Annotated in this window: 25 protein-coding genes; 13 read left to right on the forward strand and 12 right to left on the reverse strand. The window is 65.1% G+C overall.

Annotation, left to right across the window (positions count from 1 at the left end):
• The first annotated feature begins 133 nt into the window (after positions 1–133).
• Both P5W98_RS17705 and P5W98_RS17710 read left to right on the forward strand, forming a co-directional pair.
• Entirely contained in the window at positions 134–922 is a 789-nt protein-coding gene (locus tag P5W98_RS17705; protein ID WP_421026729.1) for a helix-turn-helix domain-containing protein, read from the forward strand.
• Between the two features lie 272 nt (positions 923–1,194).
• Positions 1,195–1,518, forward strand: a complete 324-nt coding sequence (locus tag P5W98_RS17710; RefSeq protein ID WP_421027086.1) for a c-type cytochrome — start codon at positions 1,195–1,197, stop codon at positions 1,516–1,518.
• 122 nt (positions 1,519–1,640) lie between these two features.
• On the opposite strand, the gene P5W98_RS17715 is transcribed toward P5W98_RS17710, so the two are convergent.
• From P5W98_RS17715 to P5W98_RS17735, 5 genes are all read right to left on the reverse strand, one after another.
• On the reverse strand, positions 1,641–1,970 hold the full coding sequence (locus P5W98_RS17715) for a hypothetical protein (RefSeq protein ID WP_421026728.1): 330 nt from the start codon (positions 1,968–1,970) through the stop codon (positions 1,641–1,643).
• Positions 1,971–2,035: 65 nt separating this feature from the next.
• Positions 2,036–2,275 (reverse strand): hypothetical protein, encoded by a 240-nt coding sequence (locus P5W98_RS17720; protein WP_421026727.1) that lies wholly within the window; start codon positions 2,273–2,275, stop codon positions 2,036–2,038.
• A gap of 82 nt (positions 2,276–2,357) precedes the next feature.
• Entirely contained in the window at positions 2,358–2,636 is a 279-nt protein-coding gene (locus tag P5W98_RS17725) for a DUF1488 domain-containing protein (RefSeq protein ID WP_421026726.1), read from the reverse strand.
• A 97-nt stretch (positions 2,637–2,733) separates the two neighbouring features.
• Entirely contained in the window at positions 2,734–3,588 is an 855-nt protein-coding gene (locus tag P5W98_RS17730; RefSeq protein WP_421026725.1) for a universal stress protein, read from the reverse strand.
• A gap of 154 nt (positions 3,589–3,742) precedes the next feature.
• Entirely contained in the window at positions 3,743–4,177 is a 435-nt protein-coding gene (locus tag P5W98_RS17735; protein ID WP_421026724.1) for an Hsp20/alpha crystallin family protein, read from the reverse strand.
• Between the two features lie 379 nt (positions 4,178–4,556).
• Here P5W98_RS17735 and P5W98_RS17740 point away from each other — a divergent pair, with 379 nt between their 5' ends.
• Together P5W98_RS17740 and P5W98_RS17745 are read left to right on the forward strand one after the other, a co-directional pair.
• Entirely contained in the window at positions 4,557–5,396 is an 840-nt protein-coding gene (locus P5W98_RS17740) for a universal stress protein (protein ID WP_421026723.1), read from the forward strand.
• 78 nt (positions 5,397–5,474) lie between these two features.
• Positions 5,475–5,975, forward strand: a complete 501-nt coding sequence (locus tag P5W98_RS17745; protein ID WP_421026722.1) for a universal stress protein — start codon at positions 5,475–5,477, stop codon at positions 5,973–5,975.
• 325 nt (positions 5,976–6,300) lie between these two features.
• On the opposite strand, the gene P5W98_RS17750 is transcribed toward P5W98_RS17745, so the two are convergent.
• A complete protein-coding gene (locus P5W98_RS17750) occupies positions 6,301–7,287 on the reverse strand; it encodes a zinc-dependent alcohol dehydrogenase family protein (protein ID WP_421026721.1) in 987 nt (328 codons plus the stop codon).
• A gap of 279 nt (positions 7,288–7,566) precedes the next feature.
• Here P5W98_RS17750 and P5W98_RS17755 point away from each other — a divergent pair, with 279 nt between their 5' ends.
• Positions 7,567–8,070, forward strand: a complete 504-nt coding sequence (locus P5W98_RS17755) for a lecithin retinol acyltransferase family protein (protein ID WP_421026720.1) — start codon at positions 7,567–7,569, stop codon at positions 8,068–8,070.
• Positions 8,071–8,199: 129 nt separating this feature from the next.
• Here P5W98_RS17755 and P5W98_RS17760 read toward each other — a convergent pair whose 3' ends face one another.
• The 4 genes from P5W98_RS17760 to P5W98_RS17775 all read right to left on the reverse strand — a co-directional run bounded on the left by P5W98_RS17760 (position 8,200) and on the right by P5W98_RS17775 (position 12,948).
• Entirely contained in the window at positions 8,200–8,889 is a 690-nt protein-coding gene (locus P5W98_RS17760) for a CBS domain-containing protein (RefSeq protein ID WP_421026719.1), read from the reverse strand.
• 160 nt (positions 8,890–9,049) lie between these two features.
• The gene (locus tag P5W98_RS17765; RefSeq protein ID WP_421026718.1) at positions 9,050–11,143 is read right to left on the reverse strand and encodes an acetate--CoA ligase family protein; all 2,094 of its coding nucleotides are present in this window, start codon (positions 11,141–11,143) and stop codon (positions 9,050–9,052) included.
• A 13-nt stretch (positions 11,144–11,156) separates the two neighbouring features.
• On the reverse strand, positions 11,157–11,936 hold the full coding sequence (locus P5W98_RS17770; protein WP_421026717.1) for an enoyl-CoA hydratase/isomerase family protein: 780 nt from the start codon (positions 11,934–11,936) through the stop codon (positions 11,157–11,159).
• 208 nt (positions 11,937–12,144) lie between these two features.
• Positions 12,145–12,948: a substrate-binding domain-containing protein gene (locus P5W98_RS17775; RefSeq protein WP_421026716.1), complete on the reverse strand. Its 804-nt coding sequence runs from the start codon at positions 12,946–12,948 to the stop codon at positions 12,145–12,147.
• 129 nt (positions 12,949–13,077) lie between these two features.
• Here P5W98_RS17775 and P5W98_RS17780 point away from each other — a divergent pair, with 129 nt between their 5' ends.
• The gene (locus P5W98_RS17780; RefSeq protein WP_421026715.1) at positions 13,078–13,872 is read left to right on the forward strand and encodes an IclR family transcriptional regulator; all 795 of its coding nucleotides are present in this window, start codon (positions 13,078–13,080) and stop codon (positions 13,870–13,872) included.
• A gap of 1 nt (position 13,873) precedes the next feature.
• Here P5W98_RS17780 and P5W98_RS17785 read toward each other — a convergent pair whose 3' ends face one another.
• Positions 13,874–15,112 carry an MFS transporter gene (locus P5W98_RS17785; protein WP_421026714.1) on the reverse strand — a complete coding sequence of 413 codons (1,239 nt, stop codon included), beginning with the start codon at positions 15,110–15,112 and terminating at the stop codon, positions 13,874–13,876.
• 157 nt (positions 15,113–15,269) lie between these two features.
• Here P5W98_RS17785 and P5W98_RS17790 point away from each other — a divergent pair, with 157 nt between their 5' ends.
• From P5W98_RS17790 to P5W98_RS17820, 7 genes are all read left to right on the forward strand, one after another.
• On the forward strand, positions 15,270–15,458 hold the full coding sequence (locus tag P5W98_RS17790) for a hypothetical protein (RefSeq protein ID WP_421026713.1): 189 nt from the start codon (positions 15,270–15,272) through the stop codon (positions 15,456–15,458).
• Between the two features lie 75 nt (positions 15,459–15,533).
• The gene (locus P5W98_RS17795; RefSeq protein WP_421026712.1) at positions 15,534–16,475 is read left to right on the forward strand and encodes a LysR family transcriptional regulator; all 942 of its coding nucleotides are present in this window, start codon (positions 15,534–15,536) and stop codon (positions 16,473–16,475) included.
• Between the two features lie 73 nt (positions 16,476–16,548).
• On the forward strand, positions 16,549–17,958 hold the full coding sequence (gene tcuA / locus P5W98_RS17800) for an FAD-dependent tricarballylate dehydrogenase TcuA (RefSeq protein ID WP_421026711.1): 1,410 nt from the start codon (positions 16,549–16,551) through the stop codon (positions 17,956–17,958).
• Positions 17,945–19,159 (forward strand): tricarballylate utilization 4Fe-4S protein TcuB, encoded by a 1,215-nt coding sequence (gene tcuB / locus P5W98_RS17805; RefSeq protein ID WP_421026710.1) that lies wholly within the window; start codon positions 17,945–17,947, stop codon positions 19,157–19,159. The genes tcuA and tcuB overlap by 14 nt, the downstream gene beginning before the upstream one ends.
• 67 nt (positions 19,160–19,226) lie before the next feature.
• The gene (locus P5W98_RS17810) at positions 19,227–20,537 is read left to right on the forward strand and encodes an MFS transporter (RefSeq protein WP_421026709.1); all 1,311 of its coding nucleotides are present in this window, start codon (positions 19,227–19,229) and stop codon (positions 20,535–20,537) included.
• 118 nt (positions 20,538–20,655) lie between these two features.
• Entirely contained in the window at positions 20,656–21,954 is a 1,299-nt protein-coding gene (locus tag P5W98_RS17815) for an MFS transporter (RefSeq protein WP_421026708.1), read from the forward strand.
• A gap of 57 nt (positions 21,955–22,011) precedes the next feature.
• Positions 22,012–22,794, forward strand: a complete 783-nt coding sequence (locus P5W98_RS17820) for a substrate-binding domain-containing protein (protein ID WP_421026707.1) — start codon at positions 22,012–22,014, stop codon at positions 22,792–22,794.
• Between the two features lie 40 nt (positions 22,795–22,834).
• Here P5W98_RS17820 and dctA read toward each other — a convergent pair whose 3' ends face one another.
• Positions 22,835–24,082: a C4-dicarboxylate transporter DctA gene (gene dctA, locus P5W98_RS17825; RefSeq protein WP_434716973.1), complete on the reverse strand. Its 1,248-nt coding sequence runs from the start codon at positions 24,080–24,082 to the stop codon at positions 22,835–22,837.
• Between the last annotated feature and the right edge of the window lie 16 nt (positions 24,083–24,098).

Consider the following 24,098-nt stretch of genomic DNA (forward strand, 5'->3'; position numbering starts at 1 on the left):
GTACGCTGCTTTCCATCGCCGCCGATTTATTTCCGAGATGGCGTCGCCGATACTGCCTGCATGGAAGCCAAACTGATTCGCCCGAAGCTGCGTGAATCCCACGCACAGCTCGCGCGATGAACTGGAGACTGTCATGTATGCCGAGCCTGCCTGCGATTCCTCCGTGCCTGCTTCTGCGGCGCTGCCCTGGCCAGTGATTACGCTGCAGCCCGCAGTGCGGGAAGCGGCCCCGCGCCACCCGGCCTCGCGCTGCTCCACCTGCTCGCTGCGCGCGGTCTGCATGCCCGCCGATCTCACCACCGCCGAGCTTCAGCAACTGGATACCGTGGTCCTAACGACCCGCAACGTGCGTCGCGGCGAAACCCTGTTTCGCACCCACGACGCATTCCAGAGCCTGTACGCCGTGCGCACCGGCTCGTTCAAGACGGTCGTCATGCATCGCGACGGCCGCGAGCAGGTCACGGGCTTCCAGATTCCCGGCGAGCCGCTCGGCCTCGACGGCGTATGCGCCGGCACGCACAACTGCGACGCGATCGCGCTCGAAGACAGCACGGTCTGCATCATTCCGTTCGGCCAGTTCGAGACGCTCTGCCGCGAAAGCCGCCGCATGCAACGCCATCTCTACCAGTTGATGAGCGGCGAAATCGTGCGCGAATCGAGCCTCATGATGCTGCTCGGCACGATGACCGCGGAGCAGCGCCTGGCGGCCTTCCTGCTCGATCTCGCTGCGCGCTTTCGCACGCGCGGCTACTCCGGCGCGCAGTTCAATCTGAAGATGAGCCGCGAGGAAATCGGCTGCTTTCTCGGCATGAAACTCGAGACCGTGAGCCGGATGTTTTCGCGCTTTCACCGGGACGGGCTGGTCGAGCCGGCCGGCAAGCAGATCCGCATCGTCGATTCGGAAGGTCTCGCGCGCGTGTGATCCGCGCCGCGCTTATCGGATTGATCCAGCGATTGACGCGGCGATTGAATCAGCATCGACCCAGCGATTGACCAAGGTCAACGGCATGGCGCCCGCCAATGGGAGCATGGGCCGAGACAGCCAGCCTTTGCGGCCCGAGCGCCGCCCCAAGGAGACCCGCCATGCCTAGCCAACGCATCCCCGCCGCCACGCCAGCCGCTATCCCGGCCGCTACCCCGGCCGCCATTGCGCGGCGGCGCGAGCCGGGCCGGCTTCCGGTTCGCGCGATCCTCGTGGGCGCGGCCGCGGCGCTGGCGGTTTTTCTGCCGGCGGCCAGCGCGTTCGCCGAGCTTGTTGCTGAGCCGACCGATCTCGTCGATCAGCAGCACTGCATGTTCTGCCATACGTCGGACGAACCCTTTCTCGCGCCATCGTTCCACCAGATCGCGGAGCGCTACCGCAACCAGCCCAACGCAACCACGATGCTGGTGGAGAAGCTCCGGCACGGCGGCAAGGCGCACTGGGGCGACATGGCCATGCCGTTGCCCGAGGATCGCGGCGGCCCGCTTTCGGCCGCGGACGCCCGCAAGCTCGTCCAGTGGGTGCTGAGCCAGTAGCCAGGCAGCCGATAGTCCAATAGCCGATAAGGCCAGTCAACCCGTGCCAGGCAAGCCGCGTTCTCGCGGCCGCAAACGCACGCGGAACGATCCGGCATCGCCCGATCCCCGCCCTCTCAATTTCAATGATCGCGCCGCATGCGGCCGTCTTGCGCCGCGCAGCCCGAAGTGCCGGCCCGTCGCAACTCGTGCTCGGCGGCATCGAAGACTTCGCGCATGGCGGCGATCGGATCTTCGCCGGTGCTATGAACGATGGGCTTGAGTTCGCTCGCAGCGGAAAGCAGATCGAGCCGCACATCGTAGACGTCTGCATGACCCGACTTGCGCACCGACTCGATGGCGAGATGACAGGCTTTGAGCAAGCCGCTGAAGCGCTCGAGACGCAATAGCTGCACGCCGGCTTCCGCCTCGATGGCAGCGGTGCCCGCAAAGCCCAGATACACAATTTGCATTCCCAGTCCCATCGCACTGGCTCCCCTGCCTCGTCCTGCTCTTGAGCTTCCGGCCTTGCCGCGGCCTATACGCGAAACGCATGCAGGTTCTTGAGATCGACCCACAACATGCCTTCGCGCAGGCCGTCCAGCACTGCGGCGGCCTCCGTGTCGAAGGTTCGATGATGCGCGAACGCATGGCCAAACGGCTGCTCCGGCTCGCTCTGCGTAATGCTGATATGGCAGGCAAAACCGCCGTGCGGCGCGGGCGACGTGATCGCTTCGACGATCCATGTGCCCGAGTTGACTGTGCCCTTGAGTGTCATGACCTCGATCTCCGTCCCGCGCTGGTGGCGCGTCTGGTGGCGTAAGCAATGGCGTACGTGGCGGCGTACATAGCGGCTCGCGTCATCGGCCACAAACGCGGAATATGCCGCTGTGCAGCAGGATCGGCACGCCGTGGGTGGCTTCGATCAGCGAGGCCGCGGCGTCCTCGATGGCGCCGCGATGCTCGCAGAATGCCGAGACGAGATCCGTCTCGCGGATCGACGCCGCGCCGAAATGGTCTTCGAGCGCCTCGGCGGTAATGCCACACTGGATCCGCTTGCCGTCCACATGAACCGGGAACACCAGGGTGTAGCACTCCGCATCGTACTGGGGCGCTACCCGCGGGAACGAAATTTCCATGACCAGTTCTCCTCACCGCGCCAGCGACAAACCATTCCAGCTAGCGATTAAATTCAGGATAAGGTTCGGCGTGCTGCGCCCGTTGACGCATATCAATTCAATGGATGCCGCTCACGCCCGCGAGCGACGCTTGTCCTGAAAGCTGCGGCACGAGCAGCAGCGGCAATACGGTACGTTGCGCGACCTCGGCCGCGACGCTCCCGAAGCGCCACCGCCCGCCCTCGTGGCCGCCGCGCGTGCCCACTACCAGCAGGTCGGCGCGCCATTGCAGCGCGGCCTCGACGATCGCGTGCGCAGCGGCGTCGCCATCGTGCCGCGCCGGCAGAACGACCGCTTCGAAGTCTTCGGGATGCCGCGCCGACGCCGGGTCGCAGGCCAGATAGCCCACCCGCAGCGCAGCGCCGGCGAACGCGACGCGCGCGGCTTGCCGAACCGCAACAGCCGACGCGGCGCTCCCGTCACTCGCGACGAAAATGCGCTGCGGCGGCACCTGGCATCGGCGCGCGAAAGGCTGCGGCAGCACCAGCACGGCACACGCCGACAAACCCGCGAGCGCGACCGGATCCGAGGGCGCGCCAATCGCGAGATCCGCTTGCCAGGCGCGCATGGCGCGCGCGAACGCTTCTGTCTGCCCCTCGCCCTCGCTCGGCTCGAGGATCTCCGGATGGGCCTCGATGCCGCGCAGCGCGAGCGTCTCGCAGGCCGCGTCGACGGTCGCGCTCCGGAGGATCCGCTTGACGGCATCTTGCTCGGCCCGGGTTCCCGCGCCTGCCTCCGAAGGCCCAGGCGCCATTGCCGCGAAGCACACGTGCACGCGCGCACCGTGCTGTGCCCAGCCGGCCACGCAGTCGAGCAGCGAAGCCGCATGCTCACGCCCAGTCATCAGGACAACTATGCGTGAGAACGGCGCAACGACCGGCATGTCGATCGATCGAGTGGCCGAATGTCTCATTTTTGACTCCCCGGCACAAGCGCGCGCCGTCCCGTGCCGGCGCGCGCCTTGTGCGTATTGCGGATGGCCTGAACGTGCAAGGAATCAAGAGAGCGCAGAGGCTACGCTCTGCGCCGCCTCTGCGTGCCGACCTCCCGTTCCAGCCATGCAGTGCTTATTCGACCTGCAGGCGCTTGTGCTCCGTCGGCGCCTTCTTCGGCAGCGTCAGCGACAGCACGCCGTCCTGATACTGGGCGCTCGCCGTACTCTCGTCGATATCGCTAGCCAACGAGAATGAACGCGCAAACGCACCGCTATAACGCTCGCGGCGGATGACCCGCTCGCCTTCCTTCTGTTCGGTATTGCGTTCGACCTTCGCGTGTATCGACACCACATTGCCGTCGATCTTGACGTCGATGTCCTGCTTGTTCACGCCCGGCAATTCCGCCTTGACCGTGTAGGCCTGATCGCTCTCGGTCACATCGAGCTTCATCGCCGCCAGATCGTTGTCCTCCGTCGCGAGCAGACTGCGCATCGGGCGGAAAAGCCCCTGAAACAGGTCGGAAACCGGCTCGATCGAAAACGGGTCGTAACGTGTCAGATTGCTCATCGCCATTTCTCCTTTGAGCTGTGACTCGCCGCACGGTCCACTCGTCGAACCGCACGACTGCCTGGGCTTGTGCCCACACCTTGCGCACCGCACGCTGCGATGCGCTCCGTCTTCAATCTAAGAACACGCGGCTTTTCTCAATTGATCTGGCTCAATGCCAGGGCTTCCGCCCGGCGCGTTGACGCCGCGCTGTCGCGCGGTCGTTCGCCACGAGCAGACGCTTGATTTAAATCAAGGGCGATGGGTCGCCCATTCTTAGACTCGAATCAATTCGTCGCCCGCTTCGGGTTAGGCCGCGATTGCTGGCCCGCGATTGCTGGCCGATTGCTGGCCGATTGCCGCTCGCCCGATTGCCACTCCTCCTTCCCGGAGTCCTGCCATGACCTACAAGACCTTGACGGTTCATCTGGATACGAGCGCGCGCGCCAGCGCACGGCTCTCGCTCGCCTTGAAGCTTGCGCGCACGTATGGTTCGCATCTGAACGGCCTGTTCGCCGTCTTCGAGCCGAGCCCGCGCGAGTTCTATGTGATGGCGGGCACCGCCGACTACTACGACGCGCACCGCAAGCTCCGCGCGGAGCAGCGCGCCGCGATCGAGCGGCTGTTCCATGCGGAGCTTGCGCGCGCGCAGGTCGAGGGCGTGTGGCTTGCCGCCGGGGACGAACCGGTCGCCGCCGTCACGCAGCGCAGCCGCAGTTCCGACCTGACCATCATCGGGCAAACCGATCTGAACGAACCGGAGGCCTACGTGGCCGATCATTTCGCCGAGTCCATCGTGCTGGGCGCCGGCGGCCCCGTGCTCGTGATGCCGTACACCGGCTACTTCGAATCGGTCGGCGAGCGCGTGCTGATCGGGTGGAACGGCAGCCGCGAGGCGGCGCGCGCGGTTCACGATGCGATTCCTTTCATCGCGCGCGCCGCGCACGTCACGATTGCCGCCACGTCGAGCACCTTCAAGTCCGGGGCGTCTCCGGCTTCGTGCACGGATCTGGCGGCCATGCTCGCACGCCATGGCGCGAACACGGTCGACATCGCCCACATCGACCGCGGCGCCTCGGAATCCACCGGCGACGCCCTGCTCAACTACGCTGCGGATGGCGGCTTCGACCTGCTCGTGATGGGGGCGTACGGCCACGCGCGGCTACAGGAAACGGTGCTGGGCGGCGCGACGCGCTCGATCCTGAGCACGATGACGCTGCCCGTGCTCATGTCCCATTGAACGGCCACGCATCTCACGCTCCCCACACGTCCCGCAAGCCGCTCTTCCCGCGTCCCCGGACGAGCCTGGAGGCACACCATGTATTCCCGCATTCTCGTTGCACTCGACGGCAGCCAGACCGCTTCCACAGCGCTCGATGCCGCGATCCAGCTCGCGCGCGATCACGGCGCGGAGTTGCAGCCCCTTTATGTGATCGACATTCCGGTGCTCGCCTACGACGTGCCGGGCTTCGATCCCTCGATCGTCCGCGATGCGTACGTCGAAGAGAGCCGGCTGATCAGCACCGACGCCCAGACGCGCATGACATCCGCGGGCGTGAAAGGCGCGCCGCGCACGGCCGAAGTCGAGCTGGGCGTGGAAGACATCGCGCAATGCATCGAACGCGTGGCCGCCGAGTGGGGCGCGGACCTGATCGTCATGGGCACGCACGGACGCCGCGGCGTGCGGCGGCTGGTGCTTGGCAGCGTCGCGGAGCGCGTGCTGCGCAGTGCGTGCCGCCCCGTGCTGCTGGTGCCCGCACGGGCCGCAGCGCCCGAGGCCAAAACGACCGATGACCGCCCGGCAAGCGTGACGGCATGAGTCTCGCGCAGGCGAACGCCACCGTTGCACCACTACCCCGTTGCCCGGCTGCGATGCCTGCAACGACCCTTGGGGTCCAGGGTCTGTTCACATTGGAAACAGGCTTGCGAACGTGCCTTTCTGGCTGCAGTGCAATGAGGGCGTCGCAATGCGGCCGGAAAAGCACGTTCCCCAAATCAACAATTTCATTCCAGGGGCTGGCCGCCAGAAGGGCCGATCGCCGCGTCATGCTCCTCACGAATACGTCGAGTATTCGCTTCGTCGCAATCCTCGCGCTCGGCCCTTCTGGCGGCCAGCGCAAGCCTGTTTCCAATGTGAACAGACCCTAGCGCATCGTCAGCACCGCGGCGCCCGTGAAGCGGCCCGCGCGCAGGTCCGCGAGCGCCTCGTTCGCCCGCGCGAGCGGCCAAGCCGTGGTTTCGATCTCGATCTTGTGTCTTGCGGCAATGGCCATGAACGCCGCGCCGTCCTCGCGCGTGAGGTTCGCCACCGAAACGATGCGGCGCTCCTCCCACAGCCATGCGTACGGAAACGATGGAATGTCGCTCATGTGAATGCCGCCGCACACGACCGTGCCGCCCTTGGTCACGGCGCGCAGCGCGGCGGGCACCAGCGCGCCAACCGGCGCGAATAGCAGCGCGGCATCGAGCGGCTCGGGCGGCGTCTCGTCGCTGCCGCCCGCCCACGCCGCGCCCAGGCGCCGCGCGAAACGCTGCGCGTCGAGGTCGCCGGGACGCGTGAACGCATACACCGTGCGCCCCTGATGCCGCGCGACCTGCGCCACGATATGCGCCGCGGCGCCGAACCCGTAGATGCCGATACAGGGCGCGTCGCCCGCCATCGCCAGCGTGCGGTAGCCGATCAGCCCGGCGCACAGAAGCGGCGCGGCTTCGATATCGCCGTACTGGCGCGGCAAGTGGAAGCAATAACGCGCGTCGGCGACCGTGCGCTCGGCATAGCCGCCGTCGATCGTGTAGCCCGTGAAGCCGGGCGCGTCGCAAAGGTTTTCACGCCCGCGCTGGCAAAAGCGGCACTGTCCGCAAGTGTGGCCGAGCCACGGCACGCCCACCCGGTCGCCCGGCGCGAAGCCCGTGACGCCCGCGCCGAGCGCCGCCACCGTGCCGACGATTTCGTGCCCCGGAATCACCGGCCGCTTCGGGTGCGGCAGATCGCCGTCGACCACATGGAGGTCGGTGCGGCACACGCCGCAGGCATGAACGTCGATCAGCAACTGGCCCGCTGCGGGAACCGGGTCCGGCACATCGGCCTCCCGCAACTGCGGACTCGCACCGTCGAATAGCATGGCTCGCATCGTCGATCTCCCGTCGATCCGGAATGAATCCTCCGGCACTGCGTCAATTCTCGCTCTTCCCGTTATTCCCGATTCGATATCAGCATCACACGCCTCCAGCGTAGGCAATTTCCGACACCGACACTACACATCACACGCCAATCTCAGCTAGCGCTGATTGTTGCCGGCCGCCCCAAAACCAATACTTAAGGCGTGACGAGAGCAACTGCGCACGGGCCATGCCGCAAGACCCGGCTTCAGTCGCATCCGGATCGTCACACTGTTCGGGAGCAAGCCATCATGGGCCAGCGCGAAGAATCGGAATGCACAGACGTCCTGTTCACCTGCGATCTGTCCGTCGGAGCCCATCTCGCCACGCGGCGGCCAGGCTATGTGCATCACGGCATCTACATCGGAAACGGCCGCGTCATTCACTACGCCGGTTTCTCCCGCCATCTCGGCAGCGGCCCGGTCGAAGTCATCTCGATCGAGGATTTTTCGGCGGGTTTCGGTCTCCAGCTCGTCCAGCATCCACACGCGCAATACACCGGCCGCGAAATCGCGCGCCGCGCGGCATCTCGCCTCGGCGAGCACAACTACAAGCTGCTGACCAACAACTGCGAGCACCTGTGCCTCTGGTGCGTGCTCGGGCAAGGACGCAGCCATCAGGTCGATGCCTGCATGCGCAACCCCGCCCGCGCCATGCGCGTGCTGTGCACGCTGCTCCTCTGCAAGGTGGTCCGTGACTGGATGCAAGCCACATCGGGCAGGACCATCGAAGCCTCGGTCCCGGCGATGAGCTGATCCACATTGACGACTTGCGCACGCGTCGAACTGGGCGCGAACCAGGCGCAAGTCCAGCGCGGCAACGACATGCGCCGCCGCGCGACGAGCGCCGTCCCCGACGGCCGCTTGCCGCACCGCCTCCATTGCTCACATAGGCGTGAAGTACGTGGGATAGCCGAGATGGTCCTCGATGCCCTTCACGCCGGCGACGCGTTCGGCACACACGGATATGGCCTTGCGCTCTTCCTCGGAGGTCACGGTACCCCAAAGATGGACCACCCCGTCCTTCACCACGATGTTATCCGCCGGCATCGCCCAGCGATGCGCATCGAGCGCATGCAACACGCTTTGGCGAATCGCCTCGTCGGAAGCGAGCACCTCGGGGCCGGCCTGCGCCGCGCGCGCAAGCGCCGCGACCAGGTTCGAGCGGCTCACGATGCCGAGCACTTTTCCGTCCGCCACCACCGGCACCCGCTTGATGTGATGCCGCTCGAGCAAGTCCGCGACTTCGGCAAGCGGCGTGGCCGGAAGCACGGAAATTACGTTCTCCGTCATGATGTCGCTGACCTTGACGGCATGCTCCTTCAGGTATTCCGCCGCGAGCTTGCGGGTCGAATACAGGAACTCCGCGAGCCACGAACGCTGCGGCTTGCCGGTCCCCGTCTCCACGCGGCGCAGCAGATCGCCTTCGCTCACGAGACCGATGATCGTTCCGGCCTCGTCGACGACCGGCAAGCCGCTGATGTGATGCTTCGCCATAAGTTCGGCCGCCTCGAATACGGTTGCGGTGGACGCGACGGACACGACGTCCGTGGTCATGATGTCCGATGCTTGCATGAGTGTTCTCCTCGATATAGGTCAGCACTTCGACCACACTCAATGTAGGCTTCGACCGCCACTTTATCTTGATGCTGATCAATTGATCCCGGCAGCGATCGCACGGCGCGGCGGGCGCTCTTTCATGCCAATGCAGAGCGCGCTTGTCGCCGCTGACACCTTAGCCGATCACCGCGACACCGTCCGCCGCCCTGACGCCCTGCCCGTCTGGTAATGCGAAGATCGGATTGATCTCCGCCTCGAGCAAACGCGAACCAACCGCGGCCGCCATGCGTGCGAACGCGACAATCGCCGATGCAAGCGCATCGATATCCGCACGCGGTCGGCCCCTGAATCCGTCGAGCAATGGAAACGTCTTGAGTTCCCGGATCAGTGCCAACGCCTCTTCGCGCGAGAGACCGGACTCGGAATCGAGCATGCGCATCGACGTGTCCTTGATCAGCTCCGCCGTGACGCCCCCCATGCCGAGAAGCACGGCCGTACCCAGCGGGTCGCGGTGCAGACCGAGAATGAGCTCGACGCCTCCCGTCACCATTTCCTGAACGAGGAAAGCCTGCACGGGCGTCCCCGTTGCCGTCTCGACCTCGTCGCGCATCCGGTTGAGCCGTGCGCCGACCGAGCTGGCCGGGACGCCGACCGCCACGCCGCCGACATCGCTTTTGTGCGTAATGGTGTTCGAGAGCAGCTTCAGCACGACCTTGTCGCCGAGCGTGGATGCCGCTGCTTCGGCCTCCTTCGCGCTGCCGACCACGACTTCTCTAACCGACGGCACGCCGAACCGCGCGAACAGTGCTTTCGCCTGGGCTTCATCGAGAGACCCTGATGGCAGGTCGAGCGCGTCGGGTTCGACGCACGGGAGCGGCGCTTGCCCGTCACGGCCCTCGCGCAATGTCTCGCCGTACCGCCACATCGCTTCGATTGCGCTCGTCGCGCTCTCCGGGCTGGTAAAGGCCGGCACCCCCTCGCGATTCAGCAAACGGGTAATGGCCGGTGCGTGCGGACTCACGTACGCCACCACGGGCTTGTTCGTGCCGGGCAATGAATCCCGGATGGCGTTGGCCATCAGATCGGGCATCGCCAGCCCCGAAGAGCCGACGATGACGGCGACCGCGTCATAGCCCGGACTGTCCAGCAGGGTGCGGATTGCCCCGCGCAGCAACTCGGGCTGCAGGCCGGCCAGCGTGACGTCGATCGGGTTGCGATCGAGCACGGCGTGCTCACCCGTTTGCAGCGCCCGCAAACGGGCTGCGGTCGTCTCATCGGGCGGCGGCGTTTCGAAGCCTGCCACGCCCAGACTGTCGGCGACCAGGGTGCCGGCGCCGCCCGTCGAAGTCAGAATGGCGACGCGCTTGCCTGCGGGGTGCCGGCCCACCGAAAGCGCATTGGGAAGGTCGAGCAGGTCTGCGAAGGTGCCGGCCCGGATCACGCCGGTCTGGCGGAACAACGCGTCGTACATCCGGTCGGAGCCGGCCAGCGCGCCGGTGTGCGAGACGGCCGAGCGGGCGCCGGACTCCGATCGTCCGATCTTGAACGCAACCACCGGCTTGCCCGCTTGCCTGGCGCGCAACGCAGCGGCACGGAAGCGCTGCGGATGGCGCACGGCTTCCATGTACAACGCAATGACGGACGTGGCATCGTCGTCAACCAGATAGTCGATGAAGTCCGCCATGTCCAGATCGGCTTCGTTGCTGGTCGATACGAGCTTCGAGAGCCCGATGCCGCTCGCCGCCGCGCGCGAGAGCAGCGCACCGAGAATGCCGCCGCTCTGCGACACCACGCCGATGCTGCCGGCCAGCAAGCCATCGGTTTCCAGCGCGCCGCTCGCCGATAGCGTGATGCCGTCCGTCAGGTTGACGAGGCCGATCGTATTCGGCCCGAGCAGCCGCATCGAGCCCGCCGCCTCCAGGAGTTGAGCCTGGCGCTGGGCGCCTTGCGCACCGGTCTCGGCATAACCGCTCGCGAGCACGATTGCCGCGCGTGCGCCGCGCTTCGCCAGCTCTCCCACTGCGAGATGCGCGCGCTCCGCGCCGAGCAGCACAATACCGACGTCGGGCGCTGCCGGCAGGGATGCGACGTCCGGGTAGCACTTCAGCCCGTCGATGGCCTCATAACGTGGATTGACGGGATAGACGGTCCCCGTGAAACCGTGCTTTTTCAGGTACGCAACCGGCCGGCCAGCGGTCTTCGAAGGATCGGCGGATGCGCCGATCACCGCAACACTTTGCGGACGCATCAGATGGGAAATTCCGTTCATGACGGTGTCCTTATCATTGTTTGTTCAGGAATGCATGCACGGCTTCGCGATGCTCGCGGCTCGTGTAGCAGACCGCCTGCGCCTGGCTGCCCTGAGCGAATACCTGATGTGCCGACAATTCGTAGCTCTGGTTCAGGATGGTCTTGCCGAGCGCCAGCGCCGTAGCGGAGCCCTGGCCAAGCTCCAGCGCCCAGGCGCGGGCCTCTTCGACCAAACGCTGCGGTGCGCACACGCGATCGGCGATACCGATTTCTAGCGCCTCTTTCGCTTCGACGCGGCGGCCGCTGAAGATCAGGTCTTTCGCGCGCGGCACACCCACGCGCCGCGGAAGGAAATACAGGCCGCCGCCATCCGGAATCAATCCGCGCCGGATGTAGCTCCATGCGAAGCTGGCTTCTTCCGAGGCGATGATGAAATCGCAGGCCAGCGCCATGTCGGCGCCCAGTCCTGCCGCTGCCCCGTTGACGGCCGCGATGGTGGGCTTGGGCATCGAGTAGAGCAGGTTCACGCTGTGATGCACGCGCTGCTGGCGCGACCAGCCATTGAACGCCACTTCGCCGGCTGGCGCTTCCATACGTTGCGCCATGCCGCTTACGTCGCCGCCTGCGCAGAATCCCTTGCCGTTGCCGGTCAGAACGACGGCCCGCACGGCGGCGTCGCGCGCCACGTTTTCGAGCAGGGTGATGAGTTCGGAGCGCATGTCGTCGGTAATGGCGTTGCGCTTTTCAGGCCGGTTCAGGGTGATGAGCGCGATGCCCGATTCCACTGCAAACTCGATCATGGATGTATTCATGGTTGTTACGGCTCTTCGGACGATATGAGTTGGAGGATGGCGCCGCAGTGCGAGGCGGCGCATCGTGTGATGAAGCATAGCCTTGGCGCTTGCGACGGGCATCGGGCGCGTTTCACTGCATGGAACAAGGCCGCTTTCGCGTACCTTCGCGTACCTTCGCGTACCCTCGCGTGCACGCGCCTCGCGGCACGGCGCAGCACTGCGCCGTTCACTGCGGAGCCGGGCCTCCGACCGGATCAAGGCCGGCCTGCTCGAGGATGCGTTTCGCCTCGGGCGTCTGCAGATAGCGAATCAGCGCGCTTGCGGCGTCGGGCTCCGCGGCATGCCGGGCGACGGCTGCGGCGATCACGCTCACCTTTTGCAGCGTCTCGGGAAGCGGCCCGACGTATTGGATGCCGTCGATTGCGCGCAGCTCGCTGATCTGCTGCAGGCCCATGTCCGCGTCGCCGCGTTTCAGCGCCACGCCGACCAGCTCCTTGCCTTTGATCTGGACCGTCTTGCGTTGCAGGGCATCGGCCACGCCGAGCTTCGGAAAGAGCGTCTCGGTGATGTACTTGCCGCTCGCGCCCTCCGAGAACGCAATCGAGTGTGCGCCGAGCAAGGCCGTTCGCACCGCGTCGACCGAGCCAATGTCGGGCTTCGGCACGCCCGCGCGCACGGCGATGCCGATGCGTGAAATCGCGACGTCGGTGCGCGTGCCCTCGACGAAATAACCTTGGCGGATCTGCTCGTCGAGCGCCGCGCCGATCATGAAACACACATCCATCGGCTCGTGGTTCCTGATGCGCACCGGCAAGTCGTCTGGCGAATTGCCGTATGAAGGCCCCCAGGACAGAATCAGCCTTTTGCCGGTCGATGCTTCGAAAGCCGGGACGATCTTGCGAAAGGCCGCCGACAATGCCCCGGTCGCAAGAACATGGACGTCTGCGGCCTGCGCAGTCAAGGCACCGCACAGCGAAAGCAGTATCGGTGCAACAATACGCAAACCAGCGCGCTTGATGGGGATATTCATGGGTTCAAATCGCTCCTGTTGGTGAAGACAATCCACGGCGGCCTGCAATGGTCCGATCCGCTTCGTTTGTGCGAGCCGGGGCGCTGGCCCGGCACCGCGTGCGCCAGGCACTCCTTTGCTTCCGACACGATGAATGCTTCTGAAAAGGCCCTTCGCACGGCGCCTGACGCCGTACTGAACCGCTCTCTCGAACGGGGGCTACTACTGCTGCGGGCCTTCGGCCCAGGCGCCGATGCACTCGGCAACGGCGACTTCGTCGAGCGCACCGGATTGCCGAAGGCCACGGTGAGCCGCCTCGCGCGCACGCTGGTGGAGTGCGGGTTTCTCGAACACGACGCCGCGCGCCAGGTCTACCGGCTCGGCGTGCCGATACTGAGCGTGGCGCACGCCATGCGCACAGGATCGAAAGTCCTGCAGGCGGGCGCGCCGCTGATGCGCGAAGCCGCGCAAAAGCGCCAGATCAACGCGGGCCTCGCGGTGGCCGATGGCGACGACATGGTCTATCTCGAGTCCTTCCGCTACAACCAGCGTGCCGCGCTGCGCACGGTCGTTTCCGGTCAGCGCGTGCCGATGGAGCTGACCGCGCTGGGACGCGCGCATTTGTCGACCTTGATCGAGGACGAGCGCGCGGCCCGGCTCGCATCGCTCGAGCGCCGCAGCAGCCGACGCTGGAAACCCATGAAAACGCAGATCCTCGAAGCCATCGACCAAGTGCGCCGTCTGGGTTACTGCGTGGCAACCTGGCAGCCCGAAGTTGTCGCGCTTGCCACGCCGTTGATCGTGCCGGGGCATCAGCCGGTCATGCTGAATTTCAGCGTGCGCACGACCGACACGCCATCCAGCGTCTCGACCGCGCTCGCGGCGCCGCTCCTGCAGTTGCGCGACGCTATCGTTCATGCGGTGGCGGTGCTCGAGCCAGGCTGAGTTACTGTTCGCTGATTGCGCGCCTCGGCACGCCCAGCACGATCGCGAGCCCCCCGAGTATGGAGACGAGCGCGACGGCATAAAGCCCTGGCGCATTGCTGCCGAACCGCGTGGAAGCAAAGCCGATGACCGTCGGCGCGAGCATGCCGCCAAACTGCCCGAGGCTGCTGATGAGGCCGATGCCGCTCGCCGCCACCGCAGGCCTCAGATAGGCGGGCGGCAAGGTCCAGAAGAGCGAGAGCATGCCGAGATAGCCCGCGGTGGCGGCACACAGCAGCACCATCAATGCACCGACGTTATGTGCGAACAATGGCAGCAGCACGACGCCCACTGCGGCGAGCGCCGAGCTGACCAAGAAATGCCAGCGCCGTTCGAGCCTGCGGTCGGAGCTGCGCCCCATCAGATACATCGCGATAGCGCCAACGATGTACGGAATCGCCGACAACGCACCGATATGCCAGAAGTTCGTCACGCCACTGTTCTTGATGACGCTCGGCGCCCAGATATGAACCACGATGCTGGCCCAGGGCACGCTGAAATAGGCAAAGGTGAGGAAGTAGAACTTCGGCTCCCGAAGCGCGACCCAGATGGATTTCGGCGCACGCGCTTCTTTCAGTGCGGCTTCGCGGTGCAGCGCATCGAGCACGATGGCCTTTTCCTGCTCATTGAGCCACCGCGCCTCTTCGGGCCGATCGGTGAGGCACAGCCAGGCAACCACGCCTGCCAAAATGGATGGCGCCCCCTCGATGATGAACATCCATTGCCAGCCGTTCAATCCGAGCGCACCGGTGAGCTTTTCCAGGATGAGCCCCGACACCGGCCCGCTGACGATGCCTGACACGCAGATGGCGCTCATGAAAAGGGACGTCACCCGGGCCCGCCGCGCGGCGGGAAACCAGTAGGTGAAGTAAAGGATGACCCCCGGGAAGAAGCCCGCTTCGGCCACGCCGAGCAGCACGCGAGCGAAATAGAACTCCATAGGGGTGCGGACGAATGCCGTGCAGGCCGACACCACGCCCCAGAAGGTCATGATGCGCAACAGCGTCAGGCGAATGCCGATACGCTGCAACCAGAGATTGCTGGGCACCTCCAGCAGCATGTAGCCGAGGTAGAAGAGTCCCACGCCAAGTCCGAACGCCGCCTCGGACAAGCCGACATCGCGCCGGAACTGAAGGTGGGCAAAACCAATGTTTGCTCGATCGATATAGGCAAACACATAACAGACGAAGAGCAGCGGCATCAGCCTCCATGTCACTTTGCGGTATACCGCTTCGGTCATCGAATGCTGGACGGCCGTCGCCTCGGGCGAGGGACTTGTCACTGCTTGCATGGTGTCTCCGGTCATTTATTGGCTGCGGAATGTGGATTGCGGCCCGGACCGTCCGGTCGGATCCCGCATGAACACGATTATGGTTGCCGCACGAAGAACACCAAGGGAGCCGTTCCACTGTGTGGAACACGCAACCGGGCCGGAGCACCATGGGGACATGATCATTGCGCGCAAGCCCGAAAGCCATCTCGAGGTTTACAATCGGCTCGGCGGCGGCGCTTCGACCGAAAAATTAACCTGCTTTGCGGGCAGATGAAGGTGTCGCGCTCAATCACATTACGCTGGATGCGCGCGAACCGGTCTTCCGGAACCGCAAACTCTGAGACTTTCGATGGAACTCCGGCAGTTACGATATTTCGTCAGCGTCATCGAACACGGCAGCATGGGCCGGGCGGCGCTCGAGCTGGGCGTCGTCACGTCGGCGCTCAGCCAGCAGATCAGCAGGCTCGAAAGCGAGCTCTCCACGCGCCTGCTGCAGCGAACCTCGAGCGGCGTCGTGCCCACCGATGCCGGTCTCGCATTCTGGCGTCAGGCGCAACTCGCGCTGCGCCACATCGACGACGCCGCCCTGGCCGCCCGCCAGGCGCGCCTCTCGGGCCACGTCAGCGTGGGGCTCGCGCCCAGCACGGCAGGGGTGCTCGGGCTCGCTTTCATGCAGGCGATGCGCGAGCGCTATCCCGACGTGCGGCTGCGCATGGTCGAAAGCCTCTCCGGTTATCTGGGCGCGATGCTCGGCGCACGGCAAATCGATCTGGCGATCCTGTTCCGCGAAGAGCCCGCGCAACGCTGGAGCGTCATGCCCCTGCTCGATGAGCGCCTGTTCGTGATCGGTGCGGCGACGCTGCCCGGCATGCCTGAGCGGCCGAGAACCTCGATCGCGAAGCTGGGCGCCCTGCCGCTGATCCTGCCAAGCGGCGCACACGGCCTTCGCGCCCTGCTCGACGCCGCCTTCAAGCGCGCCGGCTACGCGCCGCGCATCGCCGCCGAGATCGACGGTCTCGCCATGCTCATGGACGCCGTGCGCGGCGGACTCGGCGCAACGATTCAGCCCGGAGCGGCGCTCGCACGCGCCGAGAACGCATCTCTGGCGAGCGTGCCGCTGGTCGAGAAATACGCGACGAGACCGAACCTGATCGCGAGCGTCTCGGACGACGAGCTTTCGCCCGCCGGCCTTGCCGCACGCGTCGTGCTCGCCGACGTCGCGCGCGATACGCTCGCCGCTGGCCGCTGGCCTGGCGCAACCCTGCGTCGACCCACCCTTCACAAAGCCTGAAGACCCCTTCCCGGCCCCCTGATGGCGGCGCCCACCGGCGCTTCTTATAGTTGTCTCAAAGGAGACAACTCAGATGGTGGACGTTCTTGTAATCGGCGGCGGCAATGCCGCGCTGTGTGCGGCTTTGATGGCGCGAGAAGCCGGCGCCTCTGTCCTGCTTCTCGAATCGGCGCCGCGCGAATGGCGCGGCGGAAATTCCCAGCACACTCGCAACCTGCGCTGCATGCACGACGCGCCGCAGGACGTGCTGGTCGATGCGTATCCGGAAGAGGAATACTGGCAAGACTTGCTCAAGGTGACCGGCGGCATCACGAACGAGGCGCTCGCGCGGCTCGTGATCCGGGCCTCATCGACGTGCCGTCCGTGGATGCGCAAGCACGGCGTGCGCTTTCAGCCGCCGCTTTCCGGCGCCCTGCACGTCGCGCGGACCAATGCGTTCTTCATGGGCGGCGGCAAGGCGCTCGTGAATGCCTACTACCGCAGCGCCGAAGCGCTCGGGGTGCAGATCCGCTACGACACGCCTGTCGACGCAATCGAGCTGGAGGCGGGCCGCTTCGTCGCGGCGCGCAGCGGCGGGCAACGTTTCGAGGCGCGCGCCTGCGTGCTCGCGGCCGGCGGGTTCGAATCGAATCGCGAATGGCTGCGAGAAGCGTGGGGACAAAACGAGCGCGGCGAATGGCCCGCCGAGAACTTTCTCATTCGCGGCACGCGCTTCAATCAGGGCGTCCTGCTCAAGCACATGATCGACTCGGGAGCGGATGCGATTGGCGATCCGTCGCAGTCGCACTGCGTGGCCATCGACGCCCGCGCGCCGCTCTATGATGGCGGCATCTGCACGCGCATCGACTGCGTGTCGCTCGGCGTCGTCGTCAACCGCGACGCACAGCGTTTTTACGACGAAGGCGAAGACTTCTGGCCAAAGCGCTATGCGATCTGGGGGCGGCTCGTCGCGCAGCAGCCGGGCCAGATCGGCTACTCGATCATTGACGCGAAGGCCATCGGGCGCTTCATGCCTCCGGTCTTTCCCGGCGCGAAAGCCGATTCGCCAAACGATCTCGCGCGTCAACTGAGTCTTCCCGAAGCCGCGTTCGTCGAGACGATTCGCGCCTACAACGCCGCGTGCCGCGCCGGCACCTTCGATCACACGGCACTCGACGACTGCCGCACCGAAGGTCTCGTGCCAGCGAAAACACACTGGGCGCGGCCCATCGATACCCCTCCCTTCTTCGGCTATGCATTGCGCCCGGGCATCACGTTCACCTATCTGGGGCTCAAGGTCAATGAACACGCCCAGGTCCATTTCGGCGGACGCCCGAGCGAAAACCTTTTCGTAGCAGGGGAAATGATGGCCGGCAACGTGCTCGGCAAGGGTTATACGGCCGGCGTCGGCATGTCGATCGGCACCGCGTTCGGACGCATTGCCGGCACCCGCGCCGCGATGGCCGCCGCTCATCACACTGGAGTTGAACGTGCAAAAGCTTGAAGCACTTGCCCGCGAGGCGCGAGAACTCGCCTCGCCTTCCGTCGCCGTCCCGCGCACCACCATGAGCGAGCCCGCGACGCCGGTCATCCGCGTGCTCCCCCTCACCCAAAATGAAGCGGAAGTCGCACGGCAGATGCAGATCTGCAATGCATGCCGTTACTGCGAAGGATTCTGCGCGGTCTTTCCCGCGATGACACGGCGCCTCGAATTCGCCAAGGCGGACGTCAACTATCTCGCCAACCTGTGCCACAACTGCGGCGCGTGCTATCACGCTTGCCAGTACGCGCCGCCCCATGAGTTCGCCGTGAACGTGCCGAAGGCAATGGCCAAGGTCCGCGTCGAAACCTATGCGGAGTATGCGTGGCCCGCATCGATGGGTGCGCTCTACAAGCGCAATGGCTTGACCGTCGCGCTTGCACTCGCGATCGGGCTCGCCCTCTTTCTGGCGCTTGGCATCGGGTTCAAGGGCTCGCTGTTCGCGGGCGCATTGGGCGGCAACTTCTACGCGATCTTCCCGCATAACCTGCTCGCGGCGATGTTCGGCGCGCTCTTCTGCTTCGCGATCCTCGCGCTCGGCGTCGGCGTGTCGCGATTCTGGCGTGACGTGTCGGCGGGACCGGCCAGCGCGCCGGCCGTCGCCGAGGCCGCGAAGCATGCGCTCACCCTGACGTATCTCGACGGGGGCCATGGCGAAGGCTGCAACGAATCGAATGATGCGTTCACGCTCGCGCGGCGGCGTTTTCATCATTTGACTTTCTATGGCTTCATGCTGTGCTTCGCGGCAACGGTGGTGGCCACCTTCTATCACTACGCGCTCGACCTCCACGCGCCCTACCCGCTGCTCAGCCTGCCCGTGCTGCTCGGCACGACTGGCGGAATCGGCTTGCTCGCCGGACCGGCGGGCCTGCTCTGGCTCAACCTGCGTCGCGACCCGGACCGCGGCGACCCAAAGCAGCGTCCGATGGACCGCGGCTTCATCGCGCTGCTGCTGCTCACCAGCGCCTCGGGCCTCGCGCTCCTCGCGTGGCGCGATAGCGCCGCGATGGCCTGGCTGCTGGCCCTTCACCTCGGCGTCGTGATGGCGCTCTTCGCCACGCTGCCCTACGGAAAGTTCGCCCACGGGATCTATCGCAGCGCAGCGCTTCTCAAGTCATCGATCGAAAAGCGGCAAGCCAGCCGCCTGCAGCTCGGTTCGGATTGATGGCGCCCCCACCGAAATACTTTCGGTGGGCAAGCGCACTCGCATAACACAACCATGGAGACAACTCATGCATCCCTCAACGCTCAACGCCGGGGATAACGCGCAGGTTCGAACGTCGAAATTCGGCGCGGTCCTGCGCGTGACCAGCGGCAATTTTCTGGAGCAGTTCGACTTCTTTCTTTTCGGCTTCTATGCGACCACCATCTCGCGCATCTTTTTCCCATCGAAGAGCGAGTTCGCCTCGCTGATGCTCACTTTCAGCGTGTTCGGAGCGGGCTTTCTGATGCGTCCGCTGGGTGCGATCGTGCTGGGTGCGTACATCGATGAAGCAGGCCGACGCAAAGGGTTGATCGTCACGCTTTCGATCATGGCATGCGGCACGATCCTGATAGCGTGCGTGCCCGGATACGCGACGATCGGCTTGCTGGCGCCCGCTCTCGTGCTGCTCGGACGCCTGCTGCAAGGCTTTTCCGCGGGCGCCGAGCTGGGCGGCGTCTCGGTCTATCTGGCGGAAATGGCGACGCCGGGGCACAAGGGCTTCTATACGAGCTGGCAATCCGCGAGCCAGCAAGTCGCCATCGTGGCCGCGGCGGCGCTCGGCTATCTGCTCAATCATCTGATGGCGGCCAGCGAAATCGGCGCATGGGGATGGCGCATTCCGTTCTTCGTCGGCTGCGCGATCGTGCCGATTATCTTCGTGCTGCGGCGCACGTTGCAGGAAACCGACGCATTCAAGGCGCGCACGCACCATCCGCGCGCCCGCGAAGTCTTCGCCACGATGCTGCAAAACTGGCGGACGGTGCTCGCCGGCATGCTGCTCGTCGCCATGACGACCACCACCTTCTACCTCATCACGGTCTATACGCCGACCTTCGGCAAAGCCGTTCTGAAACTCACCACCGGGGATAGCCTGATCGTCACGCTGTGCGTGGGCCTGTCGAACTTCTTCTGGCTGCCGGTCGGCGGGGCGCTCTCGGATCGCATCGGCCGCAGGCCGATTCTCATCGCCATCACGGTGCTGGCCATCTGCACGTCGTATCCGGCGCTCTCCTGGCTTGCATCGGCGCCGAGCTTCGGCCGCATGCTCGCCGTGCTGCTATGGCTCTCGTTTTTCTTCGGCATGTACAACGGCGCGGCGGTCGCAGCGCTCACGGAAGTCATGCCCGCCGAGGTCCGCGTGGCCGGTTTCTCGCTTGCGTTCAGTCTCGCCACCGCGGTTTTCGGAGGCTTCACACCCGCCATCTCGACGTATCTCATCGATATCACCGGCGACAAGGCCGCACCGGGCTACTGGCTGGGTTTCGCCGCCGCATGCGGGCTCGTCGCCACCCTCGCGCTGTATCGCCGGGGCGGCGCCGCCCTTGCACTCCGGAATTGATCAGCTTTTAACATCAATACTTCGAAAAATTGCAATTTTCGTTTAGGGCGTCCTGGGTCAATATTCCCTGAATACAAGCGCGGACCACGCCTATTCCGCGATTTCAGGAGACACGTTGATGCATCCTTCGCCCTCTACCCTTTCGTCGGGCCGCTCAAAGGCCGCTGCGGTATTCCGCGTGACGGCCGGGAATTTCCTCGAGCAGTTCGACTTCTTTCTGTTCGGCTTCTACGCGACGCAAATCGCCAGCGTATTCTTTCCCGCGACGAGCGAATTTGCCTCGCTGATGATGACGTTCGCGGTCTTCGGCGCCGGTTTTCTGATGCGCCCGCTGGGCGCGATCGTGCTCGGCGCGTACATCGACGATGTCGGCCGTCGCAAGGGCCTGATCGTCACGCTTGCCATCATGGCGAGCGGCACGATCCTGATCGCGTTCGTGCCGGGCTACGCGACCATCGGCCTGCTGGCGCCCGCGCTGGTGCTCGTTGGCCGGTTGCTGCAGGGATTTTCAGCAGGTGCTGAATTGGGTGGCGTGTCGGTCTATCTCGCCGAGATGGCCACACCGGGCCGCAAGGGCTTCTTCACGAGCTGGCAGTCCGCCAGCCAGCAGGTCGCCATCGTCGTGGCGGCGGCACTGGGCTTCGCGCTCAACCAGTCGCTGAACGCAACTGCTATCGCGGCCTGGGGATGGCGAGTCCCCTTCCTGGTCGGCTGCATGATCGTGCCGTTCATTTTCATGCTGCGCCGCAACCTGGAGGAAACGCAGGAGTTCAAGGCACGCCAGCATCGCCCTACGATGAACGAAGTGTTCCGCACGCTGGTCCAGAACTGGGCGGTCGTGGTCGCCGGCATGATGCTGGTGGCGATGACCACCGCGAGCTTCTATCTCATCACGGTCTACGCGCCGACTTTCGGCAAGACGGTCCTGCACCTGAGCACCGCCGATAGTTTGCTCGTGACACTGTGCGTCGCCATATCGAACTTCGTGTGGCTCCCCATCGGCGGCGCACTCTCCGACAAGATCGGCCGCAGGCCGCTCCTCGTCGCCATGACGGTGCTCACCATTGCAACCGCTTACCCCGCGCTGTCGATGCTCGCTCATGCGCCGAGCTTCCTGAATATGCTGCTCGTCCTGCTTTGGCTTTCGTTCATGTACGGCATCTATAACGGCGCGATGATCGTGGCGCTCACCGAAGTGATGCCGGCGCAAGTACGCGTTGCGGGTTTCTCGCTCGCCTATAGCCTCGCAACGGCGGCTTTCGGCGGCTTCACGCCAGCGATTTCGACGGCGCTCATCCACATGACCCACGATAAGGCCGCACCCGGCTACTGGATGAGCTTCGCCGCAGCCTGCGCGCTTTTCGCGACGTTCGCGCTCTATCGCCGGCGCGCCGCAACGTTGACTCCGGCGCATTGACGCGCATCTCGTTGCACAGACACCGACCACCTGTTATCTGAACGACTCCAATCAATCATGAAGAATCTGCTTCTGAAACTGTGCGCCACCGCGCTCGTCGCAGTCTCGGCCGCTGGTGCACACGTGCAGGCCGCTGAACTGCACGTCATGAGCTCTGGCGGCTTTACCGCGGCGTACAAGCTCCTCGGCCCGAAGTTCGCATCCGACACGGGCAATACGCTCGACACCGCGCTGGGCCCGTCGATGGGCAAATCGCCTGAAGCGATCCCCAACCGGCTCGCGCGCGGCGAACCTGCGGACGCCGTCATCATGGTGGGTTATGCTCTCGACGAACTGATCAAGGAAGGCAAGGTCATCCCCGGCTCGCGGGTCGAACTGGCCGATTCGCGCATCGGCATGGTGGTGCGTGAAGGCGCGACGAAACCCGATATCAGCTCGGCCGACGGCCTGCGGCAGACGCTGCTGCAGGCGAAGTCGATCGCCTACTCGGACAGCGCGAGCGGTGTCTATATCGAGCGGGAGTTGTTCAAGAAACTGGGCATCGAGGATCAGGTCAAGTCGAAGGCGAAGATGGTCCCGCGCATTCCGGTGGCCTCGGTGGTTGCGAACGGCGACTACGAGATCGGCTTCCAGCAGGTGAGCGAGTTGTTGCCCGTCAAGGGGGCGAGCTTCGTCGGGAAAATCCCCGATTCTCTGCAGTCCGTCACCCGCTTCGCCGCCGGCATTCCCGTCAACGCCCAGCATCCGAAGGAAGCTAAAGCCCTGCTCGACTATCTCGCTTCCCCAGACGTACAGGCAGAAGTGAAATCGACCGGGCTCGATTCCGTCCCGGCTCATTGACGCAAGCCCTGTGAGAGGTCCGCGCCAGTTAAAGATGCCCTCATTTTCCGGGCGTGTTTTCCAGCCGGTCCTCCACATTGTTCGCGCCGCCCGGCTCTTCTCGCCCGAGCATCCGGGCGAGGAGCGTACGATCGCAAGCGTTTTCCCACATCGACACCAGGATCACTGCGCAAGCGTTGCTGATCACGCTCGTCAAGGCGCGCGCCTCGGACATGAACCGGTCGATGCCAACCAATAGCGCCACGCCAGCGACGGGCAGATCGGGAATCACCGTCAGCGTGGCGACCAGCGCCACCAATCCGCTACCTGACACCCCAGCCGCGCCCTTCGAGGTGAGCAGCATGACCGCGAGCATTGTCGCGACCTGCGACGCGGAGAGCGGCACGTCGCACGCCTGAGCAATGAACATCGAGGCGAGCGTCAGATAGATCGCGGTGCCGTCGAGATTGAACGAATAGCCCGCAGGCAGCACGAGCCCCACTACGCCCTTGTCGCAGCCGAGCGCCTCCAGCTTCGCGATCAGGCGCGGCAGCACCGGCTCCGTCGACGAAGTCGCCAGAACGATGAGCAACTCTTCGCGCAAGTAGCGCAAGAGCCGCCAAAGCGCGAAGCCGTGCAGCCGCGCAAGCGCGGCCAGCACCAGCGCAACGAACAACAGGCATGCCGCGTACAGGGACACCATCAACATGCCGAGCGAGCCAACCGAGCGCAGGCCGAAGCGACCCACCGTGAACGCCATCGCGCCGAATGCGCCGAGCGGCGCAAGACGCATGATCATCGCGAGAATGCGAAAGAGGATCTGGGCAACACCGTCGATGAGCGCGAGCACCGGCCTGCCCGCGCCTGGATACGCGTTGAGCGCGAAGCCGAAGAGCAGCGAGATCAGCAGCACCGGCAGCACGTCGCCCTTGTCGAACGCGCCGGCCAAGGTCTCGGGGATGATGCTCAGCGCGAAAGCGACCAGGCCGTGTGGATGCGCGTGCGTCGCATATTGCGCGAGGACGGTGGCATCCAGATGGCGCGCGTCGATGTGCATGCCCTCGCCCGGCCGCAGCACGAAGGCGGTGCCAAGTCCCAGCGCAAGCGCCACGGCAGTCAGTAAATAAAAGAGCGCCAACGCCCGCAGGATCGTGCGCCCGATCGCCTTCCCACTGGCAAGCGAAGTGATCCCTGAGACGATGGTGCAAAAGACGATCGGCGCAATCATCATCTTCACGAGGCCAACGAAGCCGTCGCTCAAGGGCTTGAGCAGCGTGCCTGCTTGCGGCCAGAAATGACCGGTTGCCATGCCCAGCACCATGCCC

It is taken from the genome of Paraburkholderia sp. A1BS-2L, assembly GCF_051125205.1.
Classification (GTDB): Bacteria; Pseudomonadota; Gammaproteobacteria; order Burkholderiales; family Burkholderiaceae; genus Paraburkholderia.